The organism is Amycolatopsis sp. cg9, assembly GCF_041346945.1.
In the GTDB taxonomy this organism is placed as follows: Bacteria; Actinomycetota; Actinomycetes; order Mycobacteriales; family Pseudonocardiaceae; genus Amycolatopsis.
Window position 1 is genome coordinate 2,716,156 of record NZ_CP166850.1, and the last position, 14,823, is coordinate 2,730,978.

Genomic DNA, 14,823 nt, shown 5'->3' on the forward strand with positions numbered 1-14,823 from the left:
TTGCAGCCGGGTCCGCCTCCCCCTCCTGGGTACTGGCCTCGCCAGGCCCCGCCGCCGTCCGCCCAGCAGCTGCAGGGCCGGACGCTGGCCGCCCAGCCGGAGCCGTACCCGTACCACCGCCGCCCGTCCCACCGGCCGAAGCTGCGCTGGGTGGCCACCCCGCCGCCCGGCGCGTGGCCGCGGCGTCGCGTGGTGGTGCCCGAGCGGTACCTCGGCCCGCCGTCGTACCCCGTCCCGCCGCGCTGGGGCTTCCCGAACCTGGTCTGGCGCCGCCCGACGTCGGTGCCCGGCACGGCGTCCGACGAGATCCGCCCGATCGACCGCGTGCCGGTGCTCAGCCGCAGCCTGCTCGCCGTCCTGTTCGGGTTCGCCGCGCTCGCCGTGGTCGCCGCCGGCGCGGAGATCTGGCGGTACGTGCTGCTCGTGCAGGGGCGCGAAGCCGCGCTGTCCCGCTCGGTGGTGGCGTTCTCCGACGGGTTCGTGCTCACCGCGGGCCTGCTGGCCTCGATCCTCGCGCTGCTGCCGGCCGGCCTGTCGCTGTGGTGGCTGCTGGTCGCGCGCCAAGCGGCGGCCGACGTCTCGGGCGACGACCCGCCGCGCCCGGTGTGGCAGGTGCTCGTCGGCGTGCTCGTGCCGGTGGCGAACCTGCCGATGGCGCTGTCGGTCGTCGGCGAGCTGGAGCACGCGGTGCTGGGCCGCTCGCGTGACGTCCGCCCGAAGCCGTCGCGCCAGGTGCTGGTGTGGTGGGGCGGCTGGCTCCTGAACTGGGTGCTGCTCGGCGTGTCGATCGTGTGGCGCTTCCGCGACGACGTGCAGTCGATGGCCGACAGCGTCGTGCTGGTCGCGCTGACCGACCTGGCCGCGGCCGCGCTCGCCGTGGTGACCGCGCTGGTGGTCCGGCGGTTCACGGCCCTGCTGGCGCCGTCGGACGCGCGGGCCGTGCGCTCGATGCGCGTGCTCAAGGTGGCCGGCGCGCCCGAGCCCGAGCTGCGGACCGCGCGGCCGGCCGGGGCGGCGCGCTAGTAGCCGCCGAAGACCGGTTCCAGCTGGTCGAAGGCCTGTTCCGCGACCGGCCACAGCTCGTCGACGATCGCTTCCCCGTTCTCCAGCGTCCGGTCGAGCACCTCCTGGAAGAGCACGCGCAGCAGGGTGGTGAGGTGCGCGGCGGCGAGCACCGGGGGCAGGTCCTCGCCGGGGTGGCGGCGGACCAGCAGGTCGGCGAGGTTCGCTTCGCGCTCGCGGTGCATTTCGTGCAGCGCGTTCGTCAGGACCGGGCTCTCCTTGATCATCCGCACGAAGCCCGGCCCGGAGAAGCCGACCAGTGCGTGCCGGGCGCCCAGTGCTTCGAAGTAGAGCTCGCGGGTGTCGTGGAAGGCGCTGTCGCGGATCAGCGACGACGGCCACGCCGTGAAGTCCGCCCGGATGTCGAAGACCAGGTCTTCCTTGCGCGGGAAGTGGTTCGTGACGGTCATCTTGGCCACGCGCGCCTCGGTGGCGATCTCGGCGATCGTCACGTCCTCGAAGCCGTTGCGGATGAACAGCCGGGTGGCCACGTCCGAGATGGTCTTCCTGGTCTCGTGCTTCTTCTGGGCACGGAGTCCCTCGCTCATGCCCGTCACCCTACTGGGTCGGACCCAAGATTGTGCTTGACCCAACGAGTGGGTCGGACCTAATCTGAGGTTCGACCTAACGAAGGGGGGGTGGGCATGACGACGGCAGTCCGGCCGGACGCGGCGCTGTGGCGGCTCGGCGGGGTCCTGATCATGGGCGCGGTGCTGTCGATCCTGGACGCGACGATCGTGACCGTCGGGATCGACTCGATCGCCCGTGACCTGGAGAGCCCGCTGACCACGGTGCAGTGGGTGGCGAGCGCGTACCTGCTGGCGGCGTCGGTGGCGATCCCGCTGTCGGGCTGGCTGACCGACCGCTTCGGCGGCCGCGCGGTGTGGCTGACCGCGGTGGCCCTCTTCACGGCCGGCACGCTGCTGTGCGGCTTCGCCTGGTCGGCGCCGGCGCTGATCGCGTTCCGGGTGCTCCACGGACTGGGCGGCGGGCTGATGCAGCCGGTCGGCCAGGCGGTGTTCGCGCAGGCCGCGGGCCCGGCGCTGGGCCGGATGATCGGCGTGATCACCCTCCCGGCGACGGTGGCCCCGGTACTGGGCCCGATGCTCGGCGGTGCCCTGGTGGCGGACTTCGGCTGGCGCTGGATGTTCTTCGGCATCGTCCCGCTGGGCGTGGCGACGTTCCTGTTCGCCCGCCGGCTGCTCCCGGCCCCGGAGCCCGGCGGCGTCCGCGCACCGCTCGACGTGGTCGGCATCGTGCTGCTGTCGCCGGGTCTCGGCGCGCTGGTCTACGGCTTGTCCGAGGGCGTCCTCGTGGCCGCGGCGGCGGGCGCGGTGCTGTTGCTGGCGTACGGCGTCCACGCGGCCCGGACGCCGTCGCCGGTGCTCGACCTGACGCTGTTCCGGAACCGCGGGTTCGCGGTGGCGAGCGCGAGCACGTTCCTGCTCGGGGCGTCGCTGTACAGCTCGATGCTGCTCTTGCCGCTGTACTACCAGCAGGTCGAGCAGGCGAGCGCGTTGCGCGCCGGCCTGCTGCTGGCACCCCAGGCCCTGGGCTCGGCGGCGGTGATGCTCGCGGGCGGGCGCCTCTTGGCCCGCTTCGGCCCCCGCCGGATGATGCTGACCGGCATCGGGCTGTCGGTGCTGGGCACGATCGCGTTCACGCAGCTCGGCGCCGAGCCGGGCGGCCTCCTCCTGACGGCGTCCCTCCTGATCCGCGGCGCCGGCCTGGGCGCGGCGACGACCCCGGGCATGACAACCCTGTACGGCTCGCTGGAGCGCTCCCGCATCCCGCGCGCGGCCAGCGCGTTCAACGTGGTCAACCGCATCGGCGGCTCCCTCGGCACGGCCCTGCTGGCCGCGATCCTGCACCACGCACTGACCGCGTCGGCACCCCCGGCGGCGTTCGGCACGACGTTCACGTGGGCGTTGGCGCTGTCGGTCCTGACCCTGATCCCCGCCGCCTTCTTCCCCCGGAGGAGCCCCCGATGAAGCTTCGCCTCCTGGCCGTCCACGCCCACCCCGACGACGAATCCAGCAAGGGCGCGGCCACCTTGGCCCGCTACGCCGCCGAAGGCGTCGACGTCCTGGTGGCCACCTGCACCGGCGGCGAGCGCGGCGACGTCCTGAACCCGGCCGTCGACACCGAGGAGACCCGCGCGAACCTCCCGGCGATCCGCCGCCGCGAAATGGCGGCCGCCGCCGAGATCCTCGGCGTCCGCCACCGCTTCCTCGGCTTGACCGACTCCGGCCTGCCGGCCGAAGGCGAGCCCTTGCCCGAAGGCAGCTTCGCGGCCCTCCCCCTGGCGGAGGCGGCGGCCCCGCTGGTCGCGCTGATCCGCGAGTTCCGCCCCCACGTACTGATCACGTACGACGAAACAGGCGGCTACCCCCACCCGGACCACATCCGCACCCACGAGGCGACCGTCGAAGCCTTCACCGCCGCGGCCGACCCCGCCCGCTACCCGGGCACGGGAGCCCCGTGGCAACCGCAGAAGCTGTACTACCAGGCAACCTTGAGCCGAGCGTGGTTCGTCGCCCTCCACGAGGCCACCCTGGCCGCCGGCCTCGAGTCCCCGATGACCGAGGTCCTGGCGGAACTCCCACCCGAGGACACCCTGACGGTGACAACCCGAATCCGCTGCGAGGCCCACTTCGCCACCCGCGACAAAGCCCTCCTGTCCCACACCACCCAGGTCGACCCGGCCCACCCGTTCTTCGCCCACTCACGCGAGATCGAGCGAGAAGCCTGGCCGTACGAGGACTACCACCTGGCCCACCCCACCCCAGGCCCCGAACCGGAGGACGACCTCTTCGCAGGAGTCACCCCATGACCGCGGCCCCTCCCAGCTCAGCCACCCGCGCCCGCCCCGGGCTCGCCTCCGCCGGCCAAGCGCAGGCCCGCCGGCCCCGGCCCCAGCACCTTCGGCCGCTGCTCGGCCTGGTCTCGTGCGCCACCCCGGCTTGCTTCAGCCGGCCAACTGTGGGCCCGTCGGTTGCGGTTCCCGCGCCGTCGGCCGCTGCTCGGCCTGGTCTCGTGCGCCGCTCCGGCTTGCTTCAGCCGGCCAAGCGCAGGCCTGCCGGCTCCGGCCCCGGACACCGTCGATCGCCGCCCTGCCCAGCCCAGGGGCCGGCTTCGGCTCCCGCCGTGTCGATCGCTGCCGGGCCCGGTTTCGCGTGCGCCGCCCCGGCTCGCGTCGAGCGGCTCGGTCAGGCGCGGGCCCACCGGCTCCCGGCACCGTCGGCAGCTGCCCGGCCCGCCCGGTCCGACCTGCCCCGCTTCAGCCGACCAACCGCAGGCCCGCCGGTTCCGGTTCCCGCACCCTCGGCCGCCGCACCTCAGCTCACACCGTGACCCGCAGCTCCTTCAACCCGCGAATCACGAACTCCGGCCGCCGCGGCGGTGCCTCCACCAACCGCAACCCCGGCAGCTTCTCCGCCAAAGCACTCAGCGCGGCCGCGATCTCCACCCGAGCCAACGGAGCCCCCACGCAATAGTGAATCCCCAGCCCGAAACCCAAATGGGCATTCGGCGTCCGCCCGATGTCCAGCCGGTCCGGCTCGTCGAACACCTCCGGGTCCCGCGCCGCGGCGCCCAGCAGCGCCCCGATCTTCTGGCCCTCCGAAACGGCGTACCCGCGGATCGTCACGTCCTCGGTGGCCGTCCGCTCGAACAGCTGCAGCGGAGCGTCGAACCGGATCAGCTCCTCCACGCACGAATCCAGAAGGGACGGTGAGGCCAGCAGGCGCTCCCACTCCGCCCGGTGCGTCAGCAGCGCCGTGATGCCGTTGCCGAGGACGTTCACCGTCGCTTCGTGGCCCGCCATCAGCAGCAGCACCGCGGTGGCCACCAGCTCGTCGGGCGTCAGCTCGCTGCGCAGGAGGTCGCTGATGATGCCGTCGCCCGGGGCCGAAGCGCGGGCCGAAGCCACCGACCGGACGTACTCGACGAACTCGGCGGAGGCCTGCTCGGCGGCGTCGCGGTCCGACTCCGGGCGCCCGAACTCGTACATCTTCACGATGGCGTTGGACAGCTCGACCATCCGCGGGCCGTCCGACCCGGGCACGCCGAGCAGCTCGGCGATCACCGCGACCGGCAGGGGCTGGGCCAGGTGCTCGAGCAGGTCCGCGCTGCCGTCGGCGGCGATCGCGGCGGCCAGGTCGTCGACCATGTCGGCGGCCAGCGAAGCGACCATCGGGCGCAGGCGCTGGACGTGGCCGCGGCCGAAGGCGCCCGCGATCAGGCGGCGGAGACGGGTGTGCGCGGGCGGCTCGTTCTCCAGCAGGGAGTTGCGGTGCAGGAGGTTGAACGACGCGAACCGCTCCAACGGCTGGGCGTCCTGCCAGATCCGGCCCAGGCCGCGGTGGCGCAGGACCGCCGACGAAGCCGCGTGCGACACCGCGACGGCCATGCCGAGGCCCTCGTGGAAATGGACGTCGCCTTGGGTGCGGAGGGCGGCGAAGGCCGGGTACGGGTCTTCGAGGAACTCGGGATCGCGGGGGTCGAACACGTCGCGAGACTAACCCTTCGATAGCGTTCCAGGCCGAGCCAGAGGAGGCAGCAGTGGGCAAGGGCGCGCGCAAGAAGGGTCCCAAGCAGGCGTCGGACCGCAAGCCGAAGGTGCGCGACGTCTTCGTCGGTCAGCCGTTCGAGGGGCTGGCGGCGGAGCCCGAGCTGATCGCGCTGCGCGAGTTCGTGCCGTCCGCGACCGCCAAGCTGACCCTCGCCGACGGCGGGGACGTCACGCTCGGCACGGTGCTGCCGATGGCGGCCGCCGCGTTCGTGCGGTCGGACGGGGAGCGCTACCTCGGCCTGCAGGTCCAGACCCGCTCCTCCGACATCAGCCGTGACCTCGGCCGGTCGCTGAAGTGGCTGCTCGACGCCAAGGAGGGCGACGTCCTCGGGGTGCCGGACACGACCACGCCGCCGGCCGCCGACGAGCACGCGCGGCTGCAGGACCTGCTGGCGCCGGGTGCCGAACTGGACGTCACGCTGCACACCGACTTCGCGTGGTGGCTGCCCGAGGACGCCGACGCCACCGGGGACGTCGCGGTGTCGCTCGAGCGCGCGAACGCCGCGATCATGCCCACCGAGCGGCTCGGCGCGGGTGCCTACTGGGTCCTCGCCGGCGAGAAGGCGCACCTGCGCTGGGTGCGTCCGGAGCCGGAGAACCTGCTGCTCCAGGCGCTGGCGCGGCTGTCCGCGGCCGGTGAGCTCGGGCTCGGCGAGGGCACGCGGTACGCGGGCTCCTTCCGGGCGCACGGCCTGCTGGTCCCGGTGTGGGACCTCGACCCCGAGGCCCACGCCCGTGAGTGGGCCGAGGCGAAGGACGCCCTCGGTGCCCGGCTCGAGACGGCGCTCAAGTCGCTCGACGACGAGCCGCTGAACGCCGCCGAGCGTCGGGCGCGCGACGGGCTCATCGGCCGTCAGCTCACCCTGCGCTGACCGGCGCTCACCGGGTGGTCGACCACTCGGTGAGCGTTCAACCAGGGCTTTTGTGGCGCACGAGACACCGCCGACCGAACGCGCCGGTGGGACGATTCTCGGCGTGATACTCCACATCTGCGGGGCGGCCGACTGGGCCGAAGTGGGCGAGGGCGGGGAGTACCGGCCGCCGTCGCTGGACGACGTCGGGTTCATCCACTGCTCCGACTTCGGCACGGCGCACCTGCCGGCCAACGCGCTCTACCGGGGCCGCACCGACCTGGTGCTGCTCGAGATCGACCCGGGGAAGGTCGGCGTCCCGGTCCGCTGGGAGGACGGCGAGCCGCCGCACCCGGCCGGGGTCTGGTTCCCGCACGTGTACGGTCCGCTGCCGCACGCCGCGGTCGTCGGTGTGCACGAGTTCGGCGAGGTGGACGGCGGCGGTTTCCGGCTGCCGTCCTCGCTCGCGCACCGCTGACGTGGGCAGATCGAACCGCCCGGATTCGGGCGGCAACGCAGGCAACCTGAGGGGGCTGTGATGCGTGTTGGGGGAGAAAGCGACTCGGCTTCTGGCTATCCGACCCCGATGGGAGGCGATACGGTGACCGCTGCGGCACCAGTCCTCACCGGGGGAGAGACCTGGGTGACCAGCGCAGGCCGAGGGAGGGCCGCGACGTTGGCGGGCGAGTTCACCGACTTCGGCGACTTCGTGCAGGCCACCCTGCCGGGGCTGCTGCGGTACGGCCACGCGCTCACCGGCAACCCGCACGACGCGGCCGACCTCGTGCAGACCGTGCTGGAGAAGATCGGCTCGCGCTGGCACCACGTGCACGAGAAGACCGGTGACCCGCTGGCCTACGTCCGCCGGTCGATGGCGAACGCGCACGTCAGCCGCTGGCGTCGGACGCGCCGCGAGAACCTGGTTGCCGACCTGCCGGACACCACGCCGCACGTGCCGGCCGACCCGTTCGAGCACGAGCCGCTGTGGCGTGCCTTACGGACGCTGCCGCCGCGACAACGCGCGGTGATGGTGCTGCGTTACTACGAAGGTCTCTCGGAAGCGGAGATCGCCGGGGCCCTCGGCGTCACGCAGGGCACCGTCAAGAGCCAGGCCAGCAAGGCGATCACGTCGCTGCGGACGAAACTCAAGGCGACCGGCAACGAAGGCGAAGGGAGTGACGCGGGTTGAACATCTCCGAGGAGGAGCTGGAACAGCGCCTGCGCGCGATGTTCGCCGATGAGCGGCTGGACCTGCCGCCGCCGGCGGAAGCGGGCGCGGCCATCGTCGCCGGTGCGGGACGCCGTCGGCGCCGGCGCCGGAACCTGCAGGCCGTCACCGGTGTCGCCGCGGCCGTGGTCGTCGTCTCGGCCGGGCTGACCATGGTGCGGATCCACACCGAGGACGGCACCGCGGTGATGTCCGCCGACGGGACCGACATCAGCGTCAAACCGCCCGAGAACCTGACCCAGGGACATCCGGCGCAGCCGCCGGCCCCGGCGCCGACCGGCACCCAGAGCATCGAGGTTTCCGTGCCGCCGGGCACGCCGACGTCGACGCCGTCGCGATCGTCGTCCTCACGCCCGCCGACGGCCTTGCCGAGCGTCTCGACCGGTCCGCTGCTCGCGGCCGACGGCTTCGGCCGGCTCAAGCTCGGCATGTCGGAGGCCGAGGTCACCGCGCAGGCCGTCACGCTCAGCGAGGCGCAGGCCGGGGCGAGCTGCACCGTCTACAAGGCGGATGGCGGCGGGGTCCCCGCCACCGCGAGCGTCGTCATTTCGAAGGCGGTCGGGCTGGTCGTCGTCACCCCGGACGTCGTCGCGCACACCGCCGAAGGCATCGGCGCCGGAGCCACCAAGGAGCAGGTGCTCGCTGCCTACCCGGCGGCCAAGGACGAGACCGGTGGCGTCGTCGCCCCGGCGAGCGCGACGGCCGACTACCACTTCCTGCTCGGTGCCGCCGGAGTCGCCCAGACGAGCTTGATGAGCGTCAACCAGGACTGCGCCGGCTGATCGGCCGGCCGCATGCGGAAGCCCGGGCTATCCACAGGGGGAGAGCCCGGGCTTCCGGTTTTCTCGTGGTGGGAGCGAAGCTCTTAGAGCGCGCCGCCGGCCACGGGCGGCATCTGCGCGTCGGCGCCGCTGTCACCGACCGACTCGCGGTGGAGGTGGTTCTCGACCTCGAACAGGTTGCCGTTCGCGCGCTTGACGACGTTCAGCAGCGTGCTCATCTGGGAGATCTCTTCGACCTGTTCCTTGAGGAACCACTGCGTGAACTGCTCGCTGATGTAGTCCTCTTCGGCGCGCGCCGCCTTGGCCATCGCGGAGATGTCGACGGCGACCTCCTTCTCCTGCGCCAGTGCCAGCTCGATGAGCTCGGTGACGCCCGAGAAGTCGTTGCGCACCTCGCCGGTGCCGGGGATTTCGACGTGGTGGTCGCGGTCGAGCATGTACTGCACGAGCGCCATCGCGTGGTTGCGCTCTTCGACGGACTGCTTGTAGAAGTGCTTCGCCAGCTGCGGCAGGTCCTCGGCGTCGAACCACACCGCGAGCGCGATGTACTGCTGTGACGCGTTGAACTCGTTGTGGATCTGCGCCTGCAGCAGTTCGAAGAACTTCGAGCGCGGTTCTTTCTTCTTGGTGAGGGCCATGGAGATCAGAATAGATCAAGATTGTCGAAAATGCCAATCGGGACTGGTGATCCGCCCCCTATTAGGGTTACCATTCCTAAAGAAGACGAACCTAATTTAAGTAAGCCTTCCCTAAATTGTCGCGCGCATTTAGGGAAGGCTTACTTCATTTATCGCAACGGTTCGCGGCGGATCGGGCAGGACATGCAGCGCGGCCCGCCGCGGCCGGAGCCCAGCTCCGAGCCCGCGATCGGCAGCACCTCGATGCCCGCCGCCTCCAGCCGCTCGTTCGTCTCGACGTTCCGCTCGTAGCCGACGACGACGCCCGGGGCCAGCGCGAGCGTGTTGTTGCCGTCGTCCCACTGCTCGCGCTCGGCGGTCACCGGGTCGAGGCCGGTGTCGATGACCCGCAGCCGGTCGATTTCCATCGCTTCGGCCGCGGCCACCAGGAACGGGGCCGGGCCGGCCACCTTCACGCCGCCGTCGCCGGTCGGGCGGAGCGTGAACGCCGTCAGGGAGTCGCGCGCCAGCGGGTACATCACGACCGCGTCGGCGTCGACCATCGTGCACACCGTGTCCAGATGCATGGTCGCGCGGGACTGCTCGATCGGCACCGCCAGCACGGTGTGCGCGATGCCGTCGGCGAACACCGAGCGGGCGAGGGACTCGGCGCCGGCCGCCGTCGTCCGCTCGCCGACGCCGATGGCCAGCACGCCCGGGGCCAGCAGCATGACGTCGCCGCCTTCGATCGGCGCGGAATGCGCGCCGTACGCGCGCGCGGCGTGCCGGAACCGCGGGTGGTAGGCGTAGATCAGGTCCAGCACCGCGGTTTCCCGGCGGCGCGCGGGCATGGTCAGCGACGAGACCGCCACCCGGTCGGCGATCCACGCCGACGAGTCGCGGGTGAACAGCAGGTTCGGCAGCGGGTCGACGGCGAAGTCGTGCGGGTGGTTCATCATCCGCACCAGCGACGCGCCCTCCGCGGACGGCAGCTCCTCGAACGTCATCCCGGCCATCAGCACCTCGGCGAGGCCGGGCGCGCTGACGCCGGACAGGTGCGACCGCAGCGAGTCGGCCAGGTCGCCGCCGAGCCGCCGGTCGTCGACGGCCGCGTGGACGCCCGCCGCGTGGGCGCGGTCGTCCTCCAACGCCGTGCGGAGCGCGTCGGCCAGCAGCAGGACCTCGACGCCGCGGCTGCGCAGCACTTCGGCGAACGCGTCGTGCTCGGCCTGGGCCCGGTCGACCCACGGGATCGAGTCGAACAGCAGCTGGTCGTTGTTGCGGGGCGTCAGCCTTTTGAGCTCGTTGCCGGGCCGGTGCAGCAGCACCGCGCGCAGGGGTCCGACTTCGCTGTCCACCCGGGGAGGTGTCGTTTCGTCGCTCACCACCCGATCCTATTCACGGCAGCCAGGAAACGTGACCTTTGAGCAGCGAATACCCGACGAACGACACGAAGTCGAACAGCGTGTGCGCGGCCACGAGCGGCCACAGCCGGTTCGTCTTCTGCCACAGCCGCCCGAACACCAGCCCCATCACGAAGTTGCCGACGAACCCGCCGAAGCCCTGGTACAGGTGGTACGACCCGCGCAGCACGGCGGCGCCGAACGCGGCGTTGTTCTCGCGCACGCCGAGCTGCCGCAGCCGGGTCAGCAGGTAGCCGACGACCAGGACTTCCTCGGCGAAGGCGTTGCCGAACGCCGACAGCGTCAGCGTGACCGGCCGCCACCACGTGTCGTTCAAAGTGGACGGTTGTACCGCCAGGCTGAAGCCGAGGTGGTAGGAGATGAAGTAGAGCGCCAGGCCGGGGATCCCGATCAGCGCGGCCAGCCCGAGCGTCAGCAGGGCGTCGCGGCCGGGGGCGCGGCGGTCCAGCCCGACCTGCGCGACCTTGATCCCGGCGCGCCACAGGAAGTACAGCCCGAGCGCGCCCCAGCCGACCAGCTGGGCGGCCGAGAGCAGCTGTTTGAGCAGGTCGATCAGGCTCGCCGCGGCCTGGGGCACGTTGAGCTGGACCTGCTGCTGGGCCAGCGGCGTCGGCTGCAGCAGCGAGTCCACAAGGGACAGCAGGCTGCGCACGCCGGACAGGCCGAGCGTGATCCCGAAGACGATCACCAGCTCGACCTTGATCGCGCGGCGCTCCGCCGGGTCCTCGATCGTCCCGGGGAACTCGGGGCGGGCCGGGGCCAGCCACGATCGCGCGGTGAACGTCATGTGCGCACGCTACCTTCGGGGTATGCCGAGGAGCATCGCCACCAACGAAACCGTCGACCGCGCCGAGCTGGTCGAGTTCCTGTCCACCCGCCACCGCGCGATCCTGCTGACCACGAAGGCCGACGGCGGGCCGCAGCTGTCGCCGGTCACCTGCGGGGTCGACGCCGAGGGCAGGCTGGTCATCTCGACCTACCCGAAGCGCGCCAAGATCGTGAACATCAAGCGGAACCCGCGGGTCTCGGCCTGCATCCTGTCCGACGAGTGGAACGACCGGTGGGTGCAGCTCAACGGCACCGCCGAGGTCCTCGACATCCCGGATTCGGTCGAGCCGCTCGTCGAGTACTTCCGGGCCATTTCCGGCGAGCACCCGGACTGGGACGAATACCGCGAAGCCATGGTCAAGCAGGGCAAGAGCATCATCCGGGTGACCATCGAGAGCTGGGGCCCGCTCGCCAAGGGCGGCTTCCCCGCCGAACTAGCCTGACGCGCCCCGCAGGAACGGGCAGCCGACCAGCCGCCGCAGCTCCATCGCGAGCTGCGGCGGGCTGTCGACGGACTTCGAGAACGCCAGCCGGACGTCGTGGTCGCCCGCCTCGGACTCGACGCGCAGCCGCAGCCCGAACCGGTCGAGGCCGAGCGGGCGGATCCGGCCGCCGCGCAGGTCCGCCGGCAGGTGCTTCGCCAGCTGGTCGACGACGTCGGAGTGGTCGCTCTCCAGGTGCCGCAGCCACTGGGCCTCGTAGTCGTGGAACGGGTCCGGCGGCGCGGCGCTGAACATGTGCGGGCGCAGCGAGTGCGTGCCCTCGGCGTCGGCGAGCACGAGCGACGCCGGGGTGAGCCGCAGCAGCGTGACGCCGTGGCCGACGTCGAGCAGCCGCTCGTCCGGCCGCGCCTCGGCGATCGCGACCGCCCGGGCCCGGGCCGACACCGGCGAGAGCGGCCGCAGCCAGCCGGTGATCCACAGCAGCCCGCGGATCGGCTCCCGCAGGGCGACCGGCGCCTGGTCGGCGAGCTCGACCATCACGGCCAGCTCGCCGCGCTGGGTCTGCTTCGCCGCGGTGACCATCGGGTGGTCGTCGGCCAGCAGCACGCTCACGCTGCCGCTGTGGTGCACGTGGTGCAGGACCGGGACGACGCGCTCGCCGTCGAGACCGGCGCGTTCGCAGGTGGGCAGCAAGGACGCGGGACCGTTGCGGGTCGCGATCGTCTTGGCGCGCTCGGCGGGGTTCGGCGCCGGCGGGCGGCGGATGGATGCGGGTGCCTGGGTCACGGCTCACCTCCTACTTAGGTGAGCCTAACCTGAATTCGACGGTCTGGGTAGTCACCCGGGTCACGTGGCCGTTCCGCTGAACGGAGTATCCGGTAACGCCGGTGACCGGTTCACCGAAAAGGCCGTAGACCAAAGCCGACACGGTGGGGGCCCAGCGTGCAGATCGTCCCGGTTCCCGAACGCGTGCCGGCGTTCGAACTCGACCCCGCGATGCCGTCCGGGGCCCTGCCGATCTTCGGCGAGTACCTCGACCGCATCGGCCGGAGCACCGCCGACCAGCGGCTGCTGTCCTGGCTGTTCCTGGTGTTCGGGGTCGCCCAGTTCTTCACCGGCGCTGGTGTCGCGCTGCCGGTGGGCACGCTCGCGCTGGCCGGCTCGGTCGAGGCGTGGTGGCTCTACCGCGCGTACGTGAGGGTGCCCGAAACGCGGCTGAAGCGGGAAGCGTTCCGGCAGGTGGACGTCACCGCCTTGGTCGCCGCCGGACGGACCGTCGGCGTCCGCCTGCCGGACGGCCGCTGGCTGCGCGTCCGCCTCGACGAGGCCCACCGGCTGCTGCTGGCCGGCCACCGGCGGGTCTGGCTGCTGGGACGCGGCCCGAAGGTCTTCGTCGGCTTCTCCGGGCTGGTCCGGGTCCGCCGCGCCCGGGTCCACGAGACGCCGCCGCCGGGCGCGGTCCCGGTCCCGGTACCGGCCGGCTCGGGGTCGCCGCGGCTCGACCCGGTGCTCACCGCGCACCGCCGCCAGCTCGCCCGAGAGCTGCGCACGACGGCGGCCTTCCTGCTGGTCCTGGCCGGCTTCGCGCTGTGGGTCCGGCTCGACTTCCCGGTCCTGGGCTGGATCGCGTCGGCGTTCGCGACCGGCGCGCTGCTGGGCGCGCTCGCGGCGGGGCTGCGCTCGATCGCCCACGGCCGCCCGCTGCCGGCCGACCACTGGACGGAACTGCGCGCGGTCCTGGACGGCCCGGTCCGCATGGGCCGCCGCGGCACCGCCCGCCTGAGCGGCCTGACGATGCTGGCCGACGGCACGGTGGTCGCCTTCCGCCTGCCCAAGGCGGACCCGTCGATGGCCGCGAACATCGCGGCGACGGGCCGCCTGTGGATCGCGGGCGTCCCGAGGCCGGGCGCGGCTCGCACCGGCCTGCCGGGCTACCCGGTGCTGGGCACGGTCTGGCTGGGCTGACCGACCCACCCCGGCCGCCTTCGCTGAACCGCCGGAACCCGCTCGGGCTACCCGGCGCTCGGGACGGTCTGCGCGGCCCATTCCGGCCGCCAAGCGCCGGCGACGCCTCGGCCGGGACGCAGGTAGCCGGTCAGCGTCCCCAGGGCGGGGTGTGGGTCGTCCCGGCGCCAGACGAGCGAGTGCGGGTACACCGGCACCGGCCGTTCGATCTTCACCCGCCGCAGGTCGTACTCCGCCGGCCAGCGCAGCCGGGCGCCCGTCGGGAGCAGCGTCGCCACCTCCGCCGACTCCGCGATCGTGTCCAGCACCACCTCGGTGCCGAAGTTCGGTCCGGCCGCGTCGATCGACAGCCCGAACGCGGTCGCGAACGCGGCGTAGTACGCGCCCCACTCGGTTCCGGGCACCACGCCGGGCAGCCAGAGCCGGTGCCCGGCCAGCTCGGGCGGAGCCACCGAAGCCGCTCCGGCCAGCGGGTGCCGGGGGCCGCAGAGCAGCTCGATGGGCTCGTCGAACACCCACTGCGCGTCGAGGTCCGCCGGCCGCTCGACGAGCGCGCGGAACGAGGCGTCGATCGAGCCGTTCCGGAGCGCGGCGACCGCGGTGTCGAAGAGGGTCACCACCTCCAGGGCGACCTCCGGATGCGCCTCGTGGAACCCGCGAAGCAACATCGCCGGGCACAACCGCCGGCCGATGACGTCGACCCGCAGCGGGCCGGTGCGGACCGACGCGAGCGCTCGCGCCTCCGCCGACAGCAGCTCCCTGGCGTGCGGCAGGAACGCTTCGCCCTCGGCGGTGAGCCGGGCGCCGCGGGCCGTGCGCGTGAACAACCGAGCCCCGAGCGCCTTCTCCAGCACCGCGATGCGCTTCGAGACCGCCTGCTGCGTGATCGAAAGTTCCACCGCGGCGTCCTGGAACCGGCCCGCCGCCACGGCGGCCACGAAGGTGCGCACTGCCTCGAGGTCCACGGCGACCGACTCTAAGTCCACAACCCCGCGTTGTGGCTCGCCGACGCGTCGGTTGTTTGCTTCGCCGGGCCCTTCCTCGCTTTGA

The 14,823-nt window shown here is 72.5% G+C and carries 16 protein-coding genes; 9 read left to right on the forward strand and 7 right to left on the reverse strand.

The window, feature by feature from the left end:
* Nucleotides 1-1,023, forward strand: coding sequence for a DUF4328 domain-containing protein (locus tag AB5J73_RS12785; protein WP_370969931.1), 1,023 nt, complete (start codon nucleotides 1-3; stop codon nucleotides 1,021-1,023).
* On the opposite strand, the gene AB5J73_RS12790 is transcribed toward AB5J73_RS12785, so the two are convergent.
* A complete protein-coding gene (locus tag AB5J73_RS12790; protein WP_370969932.1) occupies nucleotides 1,020-1,610 on the reverse strand; it encodes a TetR/AcrR family transcriptional regulator in 591 nt (196 codons plus the stop codon). The two genes, AB5J73_RS12785 and AB5J73_RS12790, sit on opposite strands and share 4 nt — an antisense overlap.
* A gap of 96 nt (nucleotides 1,611-1,706) precedes the next feature.
* Here AB5J73_RS12790 and AB5J73_RS12795 point away from each other — a divergent pair, with 96 nt between their 5' ends.
* Together AB5J73_RS12795 and mca are read left to right on the forward strand one after the other, a co-directional pair.
* Nucleotides 1,707-3,053, forward strand: a complete 1,347-nt coding sequence (locus tag AB5J73_RS12795) for an MDR family MFS transporter (protein ID WP_370969933.1) — start codon at nucleotides 1,707-1,709, stop codon at nucleotides 3,051-3,053.
* Nucleotides 3,050-3,895 (forward strand): mycothiol conjugate amidase Mca, encoded by an 846-nt coding sequence (gene mca, locus AB5J73_RS12800; RefSeq protein WP_370969934.1) that lies wholly within the window; start codon nucleotides 3,050-3,052, stop codon nucleotides 3,893-3,895. Before AB5J73_RS12795 ends, mca begins: the two co-directional genes overlap by 4 nt.
* A 510-nt stretch (nucleotides 3,896-4,405) precedes the next feature.
* On the opposite strand, the gene AB5J73_RS12805 is transcribed toward mca, so the two are convergent.
* A complete protein-coding gene (locus tag AB5J73_RS12805; RefSeq protein WP_370969935.1) occupies nucleotides 4,406-5,572 on the reverse strand; it encodes a cytochrome P450 in 1,167 nt (388 codons plus the stop codon).
* 53 nt (nucleotides 5,573-5,625) lie between these two features.
* On the opposite strand from AB5J73_RS12805, the gene AB5J73_RS12810 reads away from it, so the two are divergent.
* The 4 genes from AB5J73_RS12810 to AB5J73_RS12825 all read left to right on the forward strand — a co-directional run bounded on the left by AB5J73_RS12810 (nucleotide 5,626) and on the right by AB5J73_RS12825 (nucleotide 8,496).
* Nucleotides 5,626-6,507, forward strand: a complete 882-nt coding sequence (locus AB5J73_RS12810; RefSeq protein WP_370969936.1) for a DUF5926 family protein — start codon at nucleotides 5,626-5,628, stop codon at nucleotides 6,505-6,507.
* A 103-nt stretch (nucleotides 6,508-6,610) separates the two neighbouring features.
* Complete coding sequence (locus AB5J73_RS12815) at nucleotides 6,611-6,964, forward strand: DUF952 domain-containing protein (RefSeq protein WP_370969937.1); 354 nt, start codon at nucleotides 6,611-6,613, stop codon at nucleotides 6,962-6,964.
* Nucleotides 6,965-7,162: 198 nt separating this feature from the next.
* Complete coding sequence (locus tag AB5J73_RS12820; protein WP_370973121.1) at nucleotides 7,163-7,675, forward strand: SigE family RNA polymerase sigma factor; 513 nt, start codon at nucleotides 7,163-7,165, stop codon at nucleotides 7,673-7,675.
* Nucleotides 7,672-8,496 carry a hypothetical protein gene (locus AB5J73_RS12825; RefSeq protein ID WP_370969938.1) on the forward strand — a complete coding sequence of 275 codons (825 nt, stop codon included), beginning with the start codon at nucleotides 7,672-7,674 and terminating at the stop codon, nucleotides 8,494-8,496. The genes AB5J73_RS12820 and AB5J73_RS12825 overlap by 4 nt, the downstream gene beginning before the upstream one ends.
* Before the next feature lie 83 nt (nucleotides 8,497-8,579).
* On the opposite strand, the gene AB5J73_RS12830 is transcribed toward AB5J73_RS12825, so the two are convergent.
* The 3 genes from AB5J73_RS12830 to AB5J73_RS12840 form a co-directional block, all read right to left on the reverse strand.
* The gene (locus AB5J73_RS12830; protein ID WP_370969939.1) at nucleotides 8,580-9,134 is read right to left on the reverse strand and encodes a ferritin; all 555 of its coding nucleotides are present in this window, start codon (nucleotides 9,132-9,134) and stop codon (nucleotides 8,580-8,582) included.
* A 149-nt stretch (nucleotides 9,135-9,283) separates the two neighbouring features.
* Complete coding sequence (locus AB5J73_RS12835; protein ID WP_370973123.1) at nucleotides 9,284-10,471, reverse strand: arginine deiminase; 1,188 nt, start codon at nucleotides 10,469-10,471, stop codon at nucleotides 9,284-9,286.
* Nucleotides 10,472-10,511: 40 nt separating this feature from the next.
* The gene (locus AB5J73_RS12840) at nucleotides 10,512-11,324 is read right to left on the reverse strand and encodes a CPBP family intramembrane glutamic endopeptidase (RefSeq protein WP_370969940.1); all 813 of its coding nucleotides are present in this window, start codon (nucleotides 11,322-11,324) and stop codon (nucleotides 10,512-10,514) included.
* A 22-nt stretch (nucleotides 11,325-11,346) separates the two neighbouring features.
* Between AB5J73_RS12840 and AB5J73_RS12845 the strand changes: the two genes are divergently transcribed.
* Nucleotides 11,347-11,808, forward strand: coding sequence for a PPOX class F420-dependent oxidoreductase (locus AB5J73_RS12845; RefSeq protein ID WP_370969941.1), 462 nt, complete (start codon nucleotides 11,347-11,349; stop codon nucleotides 11,806-11,808).
* Here AB5J73_RS12845 and AB5J73_RS12850 read toward each other — a convergent pair.
* The gene (locus AB5J73_RS12850) at nucleotides 11,800-12,594 is read right to left on the reverse strand and encodes a DUF2470 domain-containing protein (RefSeq protein WP_370969942.1); all 795 of its coding nucleotides are present in this window, start codon (nucleotides 12,592-12,594) and stop codon (nucleotides 11,800-11,802) included. The two genes, AB5J73_RS12845 and AB5J73_RS12850, sit on opposite strands and share 9 nt — an antisense overlap.
* Before the next feature lie 156 nt (nucleotides 12,595-12,750).
* Here AB5J73_RS12850 and AB5J73_RS12855 point away from each other — a divergent pair, with 156 nt between their 5' ends.
* Nucleotides 12,751-13,773: a hypothetical protein gene (locus tag AB5J73_RS12855; protein ID WP_370969943.1), complete on the forward strand. Its 1,023-nt coding sequence runs from the start codon at nucleotides 12,751-12,753 to the stop codon at nucleotides 13,771-13,773.
* Between the two features lie 47 nt (nucleotides 13,774-13,820).
* On the opposite strand, the gene AB5J73_RS12860 is transcribed toward AB5J73_RS12855, so the two are convergent.
* Nucleotides 13,821-14,738 carry a LysR family transcriptional regulator gene (locus AB5J73_RS12860; protein ID WP_370969944.1) on the reverse strand — a complete coding sequence of 306 codons (918 nt, stop codon included), beginning with the start codon at nucleotides 14,736-14,738 and terminating at the stop codon, nucleotides 13,821-13,823.
* Nucleotides 14,739-14,823 lie beyond the last annotated feature (85 nt).

Coding starts and splice junctions, on each gene's coding strand:
- AB5J73_RS12790 (WP_370969932.1), bottom strand. CDS start 1,610: ATGAGCGAGGGACTCCGTGCCCAGAAGAAGCACGAGACCAGGAAGACC.
- AB5J73_RS12795 (WP_370969933.1), top strand. CDS start 1,707: ATGACGACGGCAGTCCGGCCGGACGCGGCGCTGTGGCGGCTCGGCGGG.
- mca (WP_370969934.1), top strand. CDS start 3,050: ATGAAGCTTCGCCTCCTGGCCGTCCACGCCCACCCCGACGACGAATCC.
- AB5J73_RS12830 (WP_370969939.1), bottom strand. CDS start 9,134: ATGGCCCTCACCAAGAAGAAAGAACCGCGCTCGAAGTTCTTCGAACTG.
- AB5J73_RS12840 (WP_370969940.1), bottom strand. CDS start 11,324: ATGACGTTCACCGCGCGATCGTGGCTGGCCCCGGCCCGCCCCGAGTTC.
- AB5J73_RS12845 (WP_370969941.1), top strand. CDS start 11,347: ATGCCGAGGAGCATCGCCACCAACGAAACCGTCGACCGCGCCGAGCTG.